The following is a 14,369-nucleotide window of genomic DNA, read 5'->3' on the forward strand; positions in this document are numbered from 1 at the left end:
GAAAAGACAGTCCCTTACCGAATTCGCCTCCTGAACATTCTTTATACAAGTTAAGTTTTTACAGAAAGTTACGCCTATTGTTCAGATCGGCAGTTGTGATACTCTCCGGCTCGATAAGATTGGGGTCGCCTTCAGGCAGTGCTTTTGCATTTCAATCCATCACGGCTTGCCGATGATGTTGAGGGAGGCGAACGATGACAATAGTTTCAGATGTCGTGCTTGTGGGCGGAAGCTCGATCGTCAGGGAAGGTTTGCGGCGGCTGTTGTCCTCTCAGCACCGCCATATCCTCTACACGGGCGCCAAGCTTGATGAGTTCGTCCTTTCGGAAACGGGCTGCCCGGCATGTCTGCTGCTGCTGATCGAGGATCAGGACAGGGAATGGAGCGGCGCTGCCCTTGCCGAGGTGCGCGAGCAATGTCCTGCCGCCCGCATCGCCATTCTCGCCAACAAATTCGACTTCGACACGATGCTGGACGCTTTCCGGGCCGGGGCGGAAGGCTATCTGATCAACGACCTATCTTGCGAAAGACTGGGCGGATATCTCGATCTCATAGCGCTTGGAGAAAAGATTTTCCCGTCACAACTGGCTCAGCAGCTGATCGACCAAGCCACGACTTGCGAGGAGGTTCCTGATGCCGTGTCGATCGACGGCGCCAATCTTTCCGCGCGGGAGATGGAAATATTGCAGCGCCTGATCGCCGGATTGCCCAACAAGGTCATATCCCGCCAGTTGTCGATCAGCGAGGCCACCGTTAAGGTCCATGTGAAGGCGGTACTCCGCAAACTGCGCGTGTCCAACCGCACCCAGGCGGCGATATGGGCCGCGAGCCAAGGGCTGCACGGCATGGCTGGCGGCGATACGTCGTTCCCCAAAACCGCCACCTCTTCCGCCAAGATCGATCATCCCGGCCTTGCTGCAAAGGGCGGGAGCAACGCCGCCACTGGCTATACGGCCAACGTCTGAAAAGCGGCAGAGACCAAGCTGCCGCATTCCCCTAAGTCGCGCGAAATTTTCGGTTTTTAGTGGCTCTGCCCCTTACCCGATTGGATATTGCCGCCTGCCCCTTTTGAACGTCGCGCAGGTATTATGTGCAATGGACTAATCGAGATCGGATTTGCATCCTAGCCGCCGATCGAGGCAGTAATTACGAGCCGGAGCGCCAGGCGTGCAGACCAGTCACTATCAGGCAAGCAACTATCCTTTGCCCAGCGGTCATGGCGCCAGCCCTCCCCGGGAACGGGCGCAGTTCTGGACGGACGAACTGCACCGTTGGGAATTCGTGCTGTTGCAGGGAGCGGTATTTTTCGCGCCTTATATCGCGTTCCGCCATCCCAGCGTCTACATCACCTTGAGCGACATCATGTTCGCGGGCGCCTTTTTCCTGCGGGTCGCGTCGGGCCGGGTGGCCACCCCCTTTGCCAGCTTGACCTGGCTCTGGGTGCTGGGCCTTCTGATGCTGAGCGGCGGGCTGTTCATAGGCAGCGTCTTCAAGGGCGACGTCGTCAGATGCCTGGTGCTGATCGCGCAATATGCCTTCGCTTATCTGATCGTGCCGCTCGTGCTGTTGCGCAGGTCGGAAGAGGAAGCGGTGCGCCTGATCAAATGCTGCATCTGGGGCATGGTCACGATGTGCGTTATCGGCGGCATCATCTATCTGAGCGGCCATTACAGCGCCGAAAGAGAGCAGATGGCGGTGGTGACAGGCAACCGGCGGTTGCAGGGCTTTGCCGGAAATCCCAACGGCATGGCGGTCCTGACGGTCATGGCTTTGCCGCTCGTCTGGCTCCTTCTGCTATCGCAAAAGATGCGGACCTGGGTTTCACTGCTTTGCATCGCCCTTCTCGTCACGGGCATAATCCTGACCAGTTCCAACACAGGTCTCTACAGCATGATCGCTGCCGCCCTCATCTTCTTCGGTGGCAGGCGCAATTTCAAGACCTTGATCGTCATCGCCTTGCTTGGCAGCGCGCTGTTGACCTTTGGGCAGAATTATTTACCCGAGACCTTCCAGACCCGCGTGCTGTCTGCGATGAACTCCGGCGACCTCTCGAGCGCCGGCACGTTCGCGGACCGCCAGGAGCTGAACAAGGAAGCGCTCGAAAAGGCCGATGAGAATCTCATCATTGGTATGGGCGCTGACCAGTATCGGCAGGAAAGCCGATATGGTCTGCCGGTACATAATCTCTATCTTCTCCTGTTGAACGAAGGCGGCGGACTGTCTCTGCTCGGTTATCTGATATTGCTCGCCGTTCCATTGCTCGCCGCCATTGCAGCGCACCGGAGCAAGCACGGAAAATTGGTGCTCCTGACCACGGTCACGATATTGGTGGCCTTCGCCAACGCTGTCATGGGGATGCCCCATGTCTATGGGAGGTGCTGGTTCCTCTTCGTTTTCCTTGCCCTCAGCCCGTCGCTTGTCGGACAGGGGGTGATAGACCCGCGCTTCCTTCCTTCGCCTGGGCAACGCCGCGGCATGCGCGGCCGCCTTCCGCCGCTGGAAAGCTGAAGCCGGATCGAGCATTTTCGAAGCAGATCGCATCCTGCTGGCTTCGGAAAATTCAGATCACCAAAGGTAGATGGAGCGTGATCCGATCCAGCCGACCGGGTCATGCTCTATCCTCATGGGGAAAAAGATATGTCCCCAAAAGGACGATTTCTGCGCAGGATAGGGCGCTTTACCATGACATTATGCAGTTCCCGCGGGTGACAGAGAGAAGCGGTCCGTATCCACACATTTGGTGAAAGGGGAGGCATGCTTTTCAATTCATATGCATTTCTGTTCGGCTTCTTCCCGCTCACCATGTGCGGCTTCCTGCTGTTGTGGCGGTTCAAGCCGGAATGGCGCGGCGCCTTTCTGGCGCTGGCTTCGGTGCTTTTCTACATCTGGTGGGACGCGCATTTCCTCTGGTTGCTCGCAGGTTCGATCGTCTTCAACTATCTTTGCGGCCGTGCGATCGTGAAAGCGCGTACGCGCAAGTCGGCTCTCCGCATCATGCAGGCGGGCATTGCCATCGACCTCTGCGCGCTGGGCTATTTCAAATATGCGACCTTCATCGCGAACAATATCGATGCGCTGACCGGGCTTGATTTCGCGGTCGGCTATATTGTCCTTCCCATCGGCATATCCTTCTACACCTTCACGCAGATCGCCTTCCTGGTCGATGCCTATCGCGGAGAAGCGAATGAATATAATTTCACCAATTATGTCCTGTTCGTCAGCTACTTTCCCCATCTGATCGCGGGGCCGATCATCCACCACAAGTCGATGATGCCGCAATTCGAATCCAAATCAATCTTCCGTCCCACCGCGCGTGGGGCGGCGCTGGGGACTGTCTTCTTCCTCATCGGCCTCATCAAGAAGGTGGTCCTGGCTGACGGTTTCGCCCTCTATTCGGACGCGATATTCAACGCATCCCTGAAAGGCTTCGCACCCGACTTCGCGGTCTCCTGGATCGGAGCGCTCTGCTATACATTCCAGATCTACTTCGATTTTTCCGGCTATTGCGACATGGCGATCGGCCTCTCGCTATTTTTCGGCGTACAATTGCCGTTCAACTTCAATTCACCCTACAAAGCGCGGAGCATCGTCGATTTCTGGCGCCGCTGGCACATGACACTGTCCGCTTTCCTGCGCGAATATCTCTACATCGCGCTTGGCGGAAACCGGAAGGGTCCGGGCCGCCGCTATGTCAATCTGCTGCTCACCATGCTTTTGGGCGGACTGTGGCATGGCGCGAACTGGACGTTCGTCTTCTGGGGCGCGCTGCATGGATCCTATCTGATCATAAATCATGCGTGGCGATCCTTGGCGGCGCGGCTCTCCCTGCCATCCTGGGGCGCTGCGGGTGTGATCGCGTCGACCGCGCTCACCTTCTTCAGCGTGATCATCGCATGGGTGTTTTTCCGTGCCGAAAGCTTTGCGTCAGGTACAACGATGCTGGGCGGGATGTTCGGCCTCAACGGCTTTGCAGGCTGGCAGCCAGCGACGGCAGAACTGTCCCGCCTGCTTGGCTATGACGAGATGTTGCTGGCGCCGGTCAGCCTCATATGCCTCGGTGGACTGATCGTCTGGGCAATGCCCAATTCGCAGCAGCTGGTCGCAAAGGCGGAGGAACTGATTTCTTCCCGCCGCTGGTCGCTCATGGGTGCAAGCGCGGTCCTCACCTGCTTCATCATGGCGATACATTCATCGCAAGGCGTGTCGCCTTTCATCTACTTCAACTTTTGAGCGCAAGATGAAACCCATCTCCCAATTTCTCGCTGGCGCGGCTCTCACGATCGGATCGTTGGAGCTTGCGCTGTGGTTGCTGCCGGTGAGTTCGGGCTTCGCCAGCCCGCCTCTATCGCCCAGGGACCCAGTGGTTCATTATGTGCCGCGCACCCAATATACCTCGTCAAGCGGATGGCTGATGCGCGATGCTGTCTCGGGCCGCATGAATAGCCTTGGCTTTTCCGGCCCGGAGGTGAGCCCCACCGACCAGAGCATAGCGCTGATCGGCGACAGCTTCGTCGATGCGCTCAGCATCCGGCCGGAGAAACGGGTGGGCTATCTGCTTGAAAACAGCGCTGTGCCAAAGCCGGTCGTGTCGCTTGGCGTGGCGGGCGCGGACTTTGCCGATTATGTCGTCGCGGCGCGGTGGGCAGAGCAGCATCTGAAGGCGCGAAATGCCATCGTCGTCGTCAATGAAGAGGATCTCTCATCCTCGATCCAGCCCAAGCTGCGCGGCTACTGGTATGAGGGCCATGGATCAGAGTTGCAGGTGCGATCCCGCTCGCCCAGCGCGTTTCGGAACAGCATAGGGCGCAGCCGCCTTGCCAGCTATCTTGTATATAATCTCAAATTTTCCCCTTCGGATGTCGCGCGCTCGCTTGATCCCTTCCCTGCGGTGAAGAAGGACATGCCAGCGCCGGCCGAAGCCAATCTGAAGCAGCGCGCGGTCCAGAGGTTCGTGCATGATCTCACCACTTTGCGGGCCAATGGGGGGCATGTCCTTTTGGTGCTGCAACCCAACGCCAAGGCGATCTATTCCGGCAAGCAGATGAGCCGTCCCAATATCGATCTATTGGTGAAGCAGGCCAATGCCGAACAGCTTGAGGTGCTGGACCTGGATGCACCGTTCAGGCGCTTCTACGCGAAGACCGGCAAGCGCTTCGACTTGAGCGATACGGACCCGCACTGGAATGAGGCGGGGCATCAGCTTGCCGCCCAGGCAATCAGGCAGCGCATTGCATCCTGGCACATCGCCAGCCCGCGTTACGTCGCGAAACCGGTCAAAGCCGCAGTTGCCGGATGACCATGTCAGCGAAATAGCGCGCGCCCTTCGGGCCCAGATGATTGATGTCTGGCTGCGTTCCATTTGGACCAAGCCCCCGCGCCTCCGCCGGACTCATCTTTTCCAAGGCCACGACGCTCATGGTGTGCAGATCGATGAGGGACGTCCGCTTTGCCGCCGCGATCCGGCGGACCGCACCAGCATAGGGCTCCAGCCCGTCCCTGATCTTTCCATCAACATAGATGCGGCGCGCCACGGGCGTGATCAGGATTGGCTCGGCATTCAAGCTCCTGACATCATCTACATATTCGCTGATGATGTCCGTGAAATCCACGTCGGGATCGGTTCTCCGCTTCTCGTCCTTGCCGGCATCATTATGGCCGAACTGGATCAGGACCAGTGCATGTGAAGCGCCATCATCCTTGATTTTCTGAAGAACGGATTTCCAGCTGCCCTCCTTGCGAAAGCTTCTGGAGCTTCGCCCCGCGCGGGCGAGATTCGCGCAACTCTTCACCTTGGCAACCATGGATTGGCAAAAGGCATCACCCCAGCCGGTCGTGGAAGAGACAGTGGAATCGCCGACGAGGATGATGTCCCTCTGCTCCGGCGTGGAAGGGCCTGCCTGGGCGCAGGCGCTCAAACCAGCCAATGCCATGCCGAGCCGCGAGATCGTCCGCCATTGCATGCGCGTAGCCCCTTCAGTGCGTCACGCCATATGCTCGGCGCGCTCCCGCCAGCGTGACGGAGCCATACGCTCGTACCAACGGCGCCGGGTCGGCATTTCGCCGCTGAAATATTCGGCCGAGTCCATGTAGAACTGGACGGGATCGCCATAGCCGCGACGGGCATGTTCCGCATAATCGACCCGATTGATGACCACGCCGTCCACCGGCTTTTGCAGCACCTGCAACGCCGCGCGCACCTGTTCGATCGTGGTCCGGCCCCAGCGCACGACCATCAATGTGTGATCGGCGGCATCCATCAACATCCGCGAGTCCCGCGTGGCGAGCGTCGGCGGGGCATTGATGATCAGCAGGTCATAATGTTCCCGCAACTGATCGAGCAATTCGTTGACTTTCCGCAGCCGCATCAGCGCGACGGGATTGCGGGCGGGCTCCCGGGCGCTCAGGACGACAGGTTCATAGGTCGTTACTTCGGACGGCTCCAGGTCCTGCCTTTGCGTCAGGGCAAGGGGAGGAAGCATGTGGCGCGCATCGACTGCACCACTCAGATAATCAATGAGGTCCGGCTTTCCTCCCCCGTCATCGGTGGGGCGCAGGACATCGCTGGGGCGCCGCAGATCAAGGTCGATGACTATGGCGCGGCGGCCCATTGCGACGGCCGCGGCCAGCAGGGTCAATGTGACCGTGGACTTGCCGTCCCCCGTGATGGGCGACGTGATCAGCACGGTCTGGGCCTTGCCTGGCTGTGCCAGTTCGGCCACCTCGCTGCCCAGGCCACGCGCCACCTCCGCAAACAATGACTGGGGGTCCTTCAAAACCGGGTTGGCCTTTGCCGACATCAGCGCATCGCCGTCCAGTTCAGGCAGCATGGCGAAGGTACGAAGGCCGAACTGGTGATAGATCTGCTCGGCGTTCCACAGCCGGTTGTCGGTCAGCTCAATTCCAAAGACGATCAGCAGGCCCAGGATCAGTGATCCGACAAATGCGGCGAAGGTCGCGGACTTGGGCCGTGGTGAGATCGGGTCCTGCGGAACGGCGGCGGGCGACATCAGGCGCGAATGGATGCCCGATGCGGCAAGGCTGGTCTTCACCTGTTCAGCTCGCGTACTCATGGCGACGTACGCGCTCCGCGCCGCTTCGGCGGTCCGCTCCAGCGCGTTCAGTTCGACCGTCGCGGCCGTGTTTGCAAAGGCCTTGCCCGTGATGGAACGAAGCGTTCCTTCCAACTGTCCCGCTCGCGAGGCTGCAGAGGCCGCCTCGCTTCTTGCTAGGCCAGCCTCGCGAGCGGCGGCATTTTGCGCCTGCGTCGTGGCGGCCGCGATCACCCGGGCCTGCTCCTGGCGCATGCTGCCCGTGGTTTCGGCGATTTGCGCTTCCAAACCACGCATCTTGGGATGCTCGGCGCCATACATCATCGCCAGTTCGCTGCGCGTGCGCGTGAGATCGTCCAATTGCCGCCGCTGCTGGTCGAGCAATGGCGATGTCGCGCCCGCCGTCGTGATATTGTTCACCGCGCTCGCGATGCCAGCCGCGCGCGCACTTTGCGCCGCGCGCATGGCGGCGGCGGATGCGGCCTCCGTAGCGATGCGGTTGATCTGCGCATAATCTTCAGAGCCCCCGGCACCGGTCAGCATCTGGTGCTGGCGGCGGAAATCGGCGACCGCCTGCTCCGCCTTATGCGCCTCGGTCGCAAGCCGGCCCCGTTCATCATCCAGCTGGGCAGCGATCTTACCCTGTCGGTCGTCGCGCAACACGGCGCGGTAAGCGGCAAGGCTGGCGGGATATTGATTGGCGATTTCGGATGCGAGATCAGGCGACGTGGACCGCACGGTGATATCGATGAAGTCGGATTCCTTCTGGCTCGAAACCGACGTGCTGTACATCAGCCTGCCCGCGAGGCGCGACAGGCGCCGGTTGTCGAGGATGGCGCTGGCGGGCAGCGGATTTTCGACGAATCGCGGATCGGAAGCGAGCTTCAGGTCCTGCACGACGCGTTCGGCGAGCGATCGGGACCGGTAGATGCCCGCTTCGTTCGCCACACGCTGCTGGTTGCGGGCGGCCATGTCCGGCGATCCGCTGTCGTCATTCAATTCGACCTGGACCGTCGCCGTCGCCTGATAGACGGGCGTGCTCGTCAACTGCACCGCAAGGACAATCAGCACCGCGAAGAAGACGATCGCGCCCAGCAGCAATTCATGCCGCCGGATGATCTTTATGACCTGCCGTGCCGAAAGGCTGGAAGGGCGGGACCCGCCATCCATCGGGCCGTCAGACCTCGCTTCGAGAAGGGGCGCATTCAGCATTCCCGATTGCGACAGCATGAATAGATCCTCCACGACGGCATTCTGCCCCATTGGCCGCCGACCCTCCTGCTTTTGGAAGGAGCGATCAAACAATCTTAGGGCGCAAAGGGCAGGAATAATGATTAACCCCTTCGGGCATCGCGTGACGCAAGCGGCGCAGCACCGGGCCGCTCGTGCGGAGTCCCAAGCCGCGTCGGCTGGCTTCAGAAGGCCGCTCCACGGCCAACCACTTCCAAAGCGCGCATTTTTTATATAAGTTACCAATGCGGTTATTTTCCGAGGCGACTCAAGAAAAGCCGGGTCAGAGGCTATGAGGCGCCCGCATTGGTGGGAGAGGGCCTGTGCCGATTGCGGTCGCCATCGCCATGCTGGTGCTTGGTTCGGTCCTGTTTCATCTGTTCAGTCCCTGGTGGCGTACGCCGATCGCGTCCAATTGGGGCTCCATCGACTCCGCACTGGACGTAACCCTCTGGATTTGCGCTGCCGCCTTCATCCTCCTCAACCTGTTCATGGCCTGGGTCCTGGTGCGTTACCGCCACCGCGCCGGGCACCGGGCGCATTATGAGCCGGAAAACGCCTCTTTGGAGAAAAGGCTGACGATCTGGACGGCTATCGGCATCGCTGGAATGCTGGCTCCAGGCCTCGCCGCATGGGGCCGCTATGTTTCCGTGCCCCAGGACGCGACGATCATCGAGGCGGTTGGCCAGCAGTGGCAATGGTCCTTCCGCTATCCCGGACCCGATGGCGTGCTGGGCGCGGCAGCGGTCAAATATGTGACACCGGACAATTCGCTGGGCCTCGATCCACTGGACCCGTTCGGCCGCGACGATCTGCTGGTAGAGGCGGGCGATCTTCATCTTCCCCTGGATAAACCGGTCAAGATCGTGCTGCGCTCCAAGGATGTTCTGCACGATTTCTACGTGCCCGAATTCCGGGCGAAGATGGATCTGGTCCCCGGCATCGTCACCTATTTCTGGATGACCCCGACCAAGGCGGGCACGTTCGATATTCTCTGTGCTGAACTGTGCGGCACGGGCCATCATGAAATGCGCGGACGCGTCGTGGTGGAGCCGCCCAAGGCTTTCGCCGCCTGGCAGGCGCAGCAAACAAGCTTTGGCCAGATCCTCGCCGAAACGCCGCCTGACGCCATGTCGATCCTGCTGATCAAGGCAAATGCCTGCATAGTCCCCGCTTCCTGGAGCAAGAGTTGATGGCTACCACCCTGGCCGACGACCTGAGGCCGATGCATCATCCTCATAGTTGGGTCACCAGATATGTCTGGAGCCAGGATCACAAGGTCATCGCCATCCAATATAGCGTCACGGCCATCGCGATTGGACTGGTGGCGCTGGTCCTGTCCGCGCTGATGCGGCTGCAACTCGGCTTCCCCGGTGTCTTCCCCGCCATCCAGCCGGACAATTACCTCCAGTTCGTGTCGATGCACGGCATGATCATGGTCGTCTATCTGCTGACGGCTTTGCTGCTGGGCGGCTTTGGCAACTATCTCATTCCGTTGATGATCGGCGCGCGGGACATGGTCTTCCCCTTCGTCAACATGCTGAGCTACTGGCTCTACCTGTTGTCGGTCATCGTCCTCGTCACGGGTTTTTTCGTTCCGGGCGGGCCTACGGGAGCGGGCTGGACGCTTTACCCACCGCAGGCCATCAGCGAAGGAACGCCCGGCCACCAATGGGGCATCGCCACCATGCTGGTGAGCCTTGCCATCTTCGTTGCCGCCTTCACCATGGGCGGGCTCAACTATGTGACGACAGTGCTTCAGGCGCGGACCAAAGGCATGACCCTGATGCGGATGCCCCTGTCGGTCTGGGGCATTTTCACCGCGTCCATCATGGGCCTGCTTGCCTTCCCCGCGCTGTTCGTCGCGGCGATCATGATGTTGTTCGACCATTTCGCGGGCACCAGCTTCTTCATGCCGACCATGCAGTCGATGGGTGCGATCACCCCGACCGAGGGTGGAAGCCCCCTGCTATTCCAGCATCTCTTCTGGTTCTTCGGCCATCCCGAAGTCTATATCGTGGCGCTGCCGGCCTTTGGCATCGTGTCGGACCTGATCAGCGTCCATGCGCGCCGCAATATCTTCGGCTACCGCATGATGGTGTGGGCAATCACCATTATTGGCGCACTCAGCTTCGTCGTGTGGGCACATCATATGTATGTCAGCGGCATGAACCCCTATTTCGGGTTTTTCTTCGCGACATCGACGCTGATCATCGCGATCCCCACGGCGATCAAGGTTTATAACTGGCTGCTGACGCTTTGGCGCGGCGACATCCATCTGCGCGTGCCGATGCTGTTCGCCATCGCCTTCATCTTCACCTTCATTCACGGCGGGCTGTCGGGATTGTTCCTTGGCAATGTCAGCGTCGACGTTCCGCTGTCCGATACCTTCTTCGTCGTCGCGCATTTTCACATGGTGATGGGCGTGTCGCCTGTATTGGTGATCTTCGGCGCCATCTATCACTGGTATCCCAAGATCTTCGGGCGGATGTGGAACGAGACATTGGGCAAGCTCCACTTCTGGATCACCTTCCTCGGCGTCTATGCGATCTTCTTGCCGATGCACTATCTCGGCATCCTCGGCGTGCCGCGCCGCTATTATGCCTTGGGCGAAACAGGCTTCATCCCGCCCTCGGTCCATCTGGCCAATGAATGGATCAGCATCGCCGCACTGATCGTCTTCGCTGCGCAAGGCCTGTTCTTCTTCAACATGATCTGGAGCTTTTTCCGGGGACCGCGCGCTGATCCGAACCCCTGGGGTGCAGCAAGCCTCGAATGGCAGACGCCGCAGACGCCGCCGGCACATGGCAATTGGGGACCAGCCCTGCCGACCGTCTATCGCTGGCCCTATGATTACAGCGTGCCGGGCGCGCCGCGCGACTTCATCCCCCAGACGGAACCGCGCACATGACCATCCTTGCGTGCCTTGCGGAAAAGAGCTGGGAACCGGCCAGCGATCGGAACCCCGCCGCATCGTCCGGTCCCCGCCCATCCGCCGGAGGGATAGGCCTCGGCGTCTATTTCGCCGTTGCTCTCGTCATGTTCTCCCTGCTCGGCGCGGCCTATGTCATGCGCATGGGCCTGCACGCATCCATGGGCCACGCGGACGATTGGGTCGCCATGCCCGATCCGCCGCTGCTCTGGATCAACAGCGGGATATTGGCCGCGAGCAGCATCGCCTGGGAGATCGCGCGCCGCTCCTTCGACAACGGAAGAACAGTGCGCGCAGCCGCTACGGGCGCGGCACTCGGCCTCGCCTTCCTGATTGGCCAATGGCTGCTGTGGCATCATTATCTGGGGCAGGGCTATTATCTCTCGTCCAACCCCGCCAACGCCTTCTTCTATCTGCTGACGGCGCTCCATGGCCTGCACATTCTGGGCGGGTTCGTTGCAGCCGCCTGGGTACTTGCGGCGCACAACCTGCACAATGTCCGGCTGTGCGCCGTCTATTGGCATTTCCTCCTCTTCATCTGGATTTTGATCGCCGCCCTGCTCGTCTCCACATGAGGTCCATCCATGGCTCACACAGTATCCGACGGAAGAGACAGGGAGATCATCACGCCCGCGCTGCGTGAAATCGTCGCCGACTGGTCGGCCGATCAGGAAGTCTTTCGCCATACCCATTGGGGCAAGGCGATGATGTGGATATTCCTGCTGTCGGATACCTTCATCTTCTCCTGCTTCCTCACAGGCTACATGACGATGCGCGCGTCAGCGGTGGAGCCATGGCCCAATACCGCCGAAGTATTCGCCCTGACGATCGGTGGTCAGGACATTCCGCTCATCCTCATCGCGATCATGACCTTTGTCCTCATCAGTTCCAGCGGCACGATGGCGATGGCGGTCAATTTCGGTTATCGCAAAGACAAGCGCAAAACAGCCATATTGATGCTGCTCACCGCTTTGTTCGGCGCGGCCTTCGTCGGCATGCAGGCTTTTGAATGGACCAAACTGATCCACGAAGGCGTGCGCCCGTGGAGCAACCCCATTGGCGCGCCGCAATTCGGTGCGAGCTTCTTCATGATCACCGGCTTTCACGGCCTGCACGTGACCTGCGGCGTCATCCTGCTGCTGATCATCGCGTCCAAGGTCGCGCGCGGCCATTATGACCGCGCCGGTGACTATAGCGCGGTCGAGATAGCGGGGCTCTACTGGCACTTCGTCGACCTCGTGTGGGTCTTCATCTTCGCCTTCTTCTACCTGTGGTGACGCCCATGAAACATGAGATACCAGGCAGCGAAGCCTCGCTAGTCCATGAAGGGCAACATCATCCCATCAGCCTTTACCTGAAGGTCTGGGGCTATCTGTTCGTGCTGAGCGCCATGTCCTACATGGTGGACTATATGCATGTGCAAGGGATCGTCCGCTGGACGCTCATCATCCTCTTCATGCTGCTGAAGGCAGGGCTGATCCTGTCGATCTTCATGCATCTCGCCAGGGAAAGGCTGTCGCTGATCTACGCAATCCTGGTGCCGCCGCTGGTATTGCTGGTGCTGGTGCGGATCATGACGATCGAAGCCGACTACGCCTTTTGGACGCGGGCGATCTTCATGGGCGGGGGAGGATGAAGCCATGAACCGCATGCGCTGGCTGGTAACGGGACTGTGTGTCGCGGGCGCGGCAGGCGCGCTCTGGAGCCTCAACTGGTTCGCGGGACAGCTATATCCCAATGGCGATGCGGGCACCCTCGCCTACAAACCGGGCGAGGACATGCCACCTCGCGTCGACATGGCCTCGGTCCAGCGCGATTGGCCCGCGAGCCTGGGCGATCCAGGCGAAGGCAGACGACTGATCGCCTATCATCGCGACATGCGCGGTAAGGCGCCCGCGCTCGCTTCCAGCGCAGGCGGTGCGCCTGCCCCGGCACCCTTGGATCTTGGCACCTTGCTGGCGAGTGCCGACGCGAATGCGGGCAAGGCGAAGATGCATCTTTGCGCCAGTTGCCATGCTTTCAGCCAAGGCGGCCCGAACCGGATCGGACCCAATCTCTGGGGCGTGGTCGGGCGGCCGGTCGCAAGCCATGCAGGCTTTGCCTATTCTCCGGCGATGAAGGCCCATGGGGGAAGCTGGACCTATGACAAGCTGTTCGAGTTCCTCGCCTCCCCCGCGCGCGATATTCCGGGAACCAAGATGAGCTTTGCAGGCCTGCGTCGCCCCGAAGATCGCGCCGCCGTCATCAAATATCTTGCCAGCCTCGGGAATGGAGGGCCGCCGCTGCCAGCGCCGTCCCCACAAGCCGGGCAGTGAGGAGCCGCCTTACCGGACGACCGCGCGGGTATAGAGATGCCAGGTAGCGTATCCGAGCACTGGCAGCACGACGGCAAGCCCGACAAGTCCCGGCAGCGCACCCAGGATCAGCAACGCGACAACTATCAGTCCCCATGTCGCCACGGTGACCGGATTTTCCCTGGTGACGCGCACCGATGTCCACAACGCGTTGCCCCAGCTTACCTGTCTGTCGACGATCATCGGGAAGGACACGACGCTGACCGCCAGCGTCACCATCGCAAAGGCCAGGCCGACAAGATTGCCGATGATGATCATCTGCCAGCCTTCGGCCGTCCCGAACACCGCTCTGACGAACGCGCCAAGCGATGAAATCGCCTCAGGACCGAACTTGCCCACCGTCGAATTATAGATGAACCACGCCGCAGCGAGCCATGCGAGGAACAACAGGGCGGTGATGCTGGTAAGGTCGAACAGCGACGGCGCGGACGGTCCGCGGACGACATCCAGGAAATGCCGCCAGCGCGAGTCGAGGCCATGCTCCCTGCGTCGGGCAAGCTCATAGAAGCCGCTGGCCAAAGCAGGGCTGAACAGGACGGACCCTGCAAGAAGCGGGAACAGCAGCGGCAGGATCGATACACGGCTGGCGATCAGGATGGCGAACAGCACGACCACCGGATAGATCAGCCCAATGAAGATGAGGTCGCCGCGCTTGGCCTGAAAATCTTCCCAGCCCTGCCGCAGCGCGATCCACAGGTCGTCAAAGCCGATCCTGCGAATTTGATGATCTTCCCGGCCGCGTGGAACATCAGCCGAATGCGTAATCGCCATGCTCGCTCTCCCTCGCGAAGTCACCATGACGGA

The 14,369-nt window shown here is 60.4% G+C and carries 13 protein-coding genes; 10 read left to right on the plus strand and 3 right to left on the minus strand.

From position 1 onward, the window contains the following. Window positions 1-194 precede the first annotated feature (194 nt). The 4 genes from MU848_RS16475 to MU848_RS16490 all read left to right on the plus strand — a co-directional run bounded on the left by MU848_RS16475 (window position 195) and on the right by MU848_RS16490 (window position 5,296). Window positions 195-965 (plus strand): response regulator transcription factor, encoded by a 771-nt coding sequence (locus MU848_RS16475; RefSeq protein WP_247234254.1) that lies wholly within the window; start codon window positions 195-197, stop codon window positions 963-965. Window positions 966-1,167: 202 nt separating this feature from the next. Then, window positions 1,168-2,508, plus strand: a complete 1,341-nt coding sequence (locus MU848_RS16480) for an O-antigen ligase family protein (protein ID WP_097090771.1) — start codon at window positions 1,168-1,170, stop codon at window positions 2,506-2,508. Between the two features lie 246 nt (window positions 2,509-2,754). After that, complete coding sequence (locus MU848_RS16485; RefSeq protein WP_247234256.1) at window positions 2,755-4,230, plus strand: MBOAT family O-acyltransferase; 1,476 nt, start codon at window positions 2,755-2,757, stop codon at window positions 4,228-4,230. 7 nt (window positions 4,231-4,237) lie between these two features. Next, window positions 4,238-5,296 (plus strand): alginate O-acetyltransferase AlgX-related protein, encoded by a 1,059-nt coding sequence (locus MU848_RS16490; RefSeq protein WP_247234258.1) that lies wholly within the window; start codon window positions 4,238-4,240, stop codon window positions 5,294-5,296. On the opposite strand, the gene MU848_RS16495 is transcribed toward MU848_RS16490, so the two are convergent. After that, window positions 5,274-5,960: a rhamnogalacturonan acetylesterase gene (locus tag MU848_RS16495; protein WP_247234260.1), complete on the minus strand. Its 687-nt coding sequence runs from the start codon at window positions 5,958-5,960 to the stop codon at window positions 5,274-5,276. The genes MU848_RS16490 and MU848_RS16495 overlap by 23 nt on opposite strands. A 21-nt stretch (window positions 5,961-5,981) precedes the next feature. Next, window positions 5,982-8,312, minus strand: a complete 2,331-nt coding sequence (locus tag MU848_RS16500; RefSeq protein ID WP_201515209.1) for a GumC family protein — start codon at window positions 8,310-8,312, stop codon at window positions 5,982-5,984. 290 nt (window positions 8,313-8,602) lie between these two features. On the opposite strand from MU848_RS16500, the gene MU848_RS16505 reads away from it, so the two are divergent. Genes MU848_RS16505 through MU848_RS16530 form a run of 6 tightly spaced genes read left to right on the plus strand, consistent with a single transcriptional unit; the run spans window position 8,603 to window position 13,526 of the window. Then, entirely contained in the window at window positions 8,603-9,472 is an 870-nt protein-coding gene (locus tag MU848_RS16505) for a cytochrome c oxidase subunit II (protein ID WP_247234262.1), read from the plus strand. Continuing rightward, window positions 9,472-11,190, plus strand: coding sequence for a cytochrome c oxidase subunit I (locus MU848_RS16510; RefSeq protein WP_247234264.1), 1,719 nt, complete (start codon window positions 9,472-9,474; stop codon window positions 11,188-11,190). The genes MU848_RS16505 and MU848_RS16510 overlap by 1 nt, the downstream gene beginning before the upstream one ends. Then, window positions 11,187-11,786: a heme-copper oxidase subunit III gene (locus MU848_RS16515; protein WP_247234266.1), complete on the plus strand. Its 600-nt coding sequence runs from the start codon at window positions 11,187-11,189 to the stop codon at window positions 11,784-11,786. The genes MU848_RS16510 and MU848_RS16515 overlap by 4 nt, the downstream gene beginning before the upstream one ends. Before the next feature lie 9 nt (window positions 11,787-11,795). After that, window positions 11,796-12,488: a heme-copper oxidase subunit III family protein gene (locus MU848_RS16520; RefSeq protein ID WP_247234268.1), complete on the plus strand. Its 693-nt coding sequence runs from the start codon at window positions 11,796-11,798 to the stop codon at window positions 12,486-12,488. Window positions 12,489-12,493: 5 nt separating this feature from the next. Beyond that, window positions 12,494-12,847, plus strand: a complete 354-nt coding sequence (locus tag MU848_RS16525; protein WP_247234270.1) for a cytochrome C oxidase subunit IV family protein — start codon at window positions 12,494-12,496, stop codon at window positions 12,845-12,847. 4 nt (window positions 12,848-12,851) lie between these two features. Next, a complete protein-coding gene (locus MU848_RS16530; RefSeq protein WP_247234272.1) occupies window positions 12,852-13,526 on the plus strand; it encodes a c-type cytochrome in 675 nt (224 codons plus the stop codon). Between the two features lie 9 nt (window positions 13,527-13,535). Here the strand turns inward: MU848_RS16530 and MU848_RS16535 are convergent, their stop codons facing one another. Then, window positions 13,536-14,336, minus strand: a complete 801-nt coding sequence (locus MU848_RS16535; RefSeq protein ID WP_247234274.1) for a DUF2189 domain-containing protein — start codon at window positions 14,334-14,336, stop codon at window positions 13,536-13,538. Between the last annotated feature and the right edge of the window lie 33 nt (window positions 14,337-14,369).

The organism is Sphingobium agri (assembly GCF_023051225.1).
Lineage (GTDB): Bacteria > Pseudomonadota > Alphaproteobacteria > Sphingomonadales > Sphingomonadaceae > Sphingobium > Sphingobium agri.

Excerpts from the sequence above, each read along its gene's own strand:
- MU848_RS16490 (WP_247234258.1), top strand. The coding sequence starts at position 4,238 with ATGAAACCCATCTCCCAATTTCTCGCTGGCGCGGCTCTCACGATCGGA.
- MU848_RS16500 (WP_201515209.1), bottom strand. The coding sequence starts at position 8,312 with ATGGGGCAGAATGCCGTCGTGGAGGATCTATTCATGCTGTCGCAATCG.
- MU848_RS16525 (WP_247234270.1), top strand. The coding sequence starts at position 12,494 with ATGAAACATGAGATACCAGGCAGCGAAGCCTCGCTAGTCCATGAAGGG.
- MU848_RS16535 (WP_247234274.1), bottom strand. The coding sequence starts at position 14,336 with ATGGCGATTACGCATTCGGCTGATGTTCCACGCGGCCGGGAAGATCAT.
- MU848_RS16520 (WP_247234268.1), top strand. The coding sequence starts at position 11,796 with ATGGCTCACACAGTATCCGACGGAAGAGACAGGGAGATCATCACGCCC.
- MU848_RS16530 (WP_247234272.1), top strand. The coding sequence starts at position 12,852 with ATGAACCGCATGCGCTGGCTGGTAACGGGACTGTGTGTCGCGGGCGCG.
- MU848_RS16515 (WP_247234266.1), top strand. The coding sequence starts at position 11,187 with ATGACCATCCTTGCGTGCCTTGCGGAAAAGAGCTGGGAACCGGCCAGC.
- MU848_RS16495 (WP_247234260.1), bottom strand. The coding sequence starts at position 5,960 with ATGCAATGGCGGACGATCTCGCGGCTCGGCATGGCATTGGCTGGTTTG.
- MU848_RS16510 (WP_247234264.1), top strand. The coding sequence starts at position 9,472 with ATGGCTACCACCCTGGCCGACGACCTGAGGCCGATGCATCATCCTCAT.
- MU848_RS16485 (WP_247234256.1), top strand. The coding sequence starts at position 2,755 with ATGCTTTTCAATTCATATGCATTTCTGTTCGGCTTCTTCCCGCTCACC.
- MU848_RS16475 (WP_247234254.1), top strand. The coding sequence starts at position 195 with ATGACAATAGTTTCAGATGTCGTGCTTGTGGGCGGAAGCTCGATCGTC.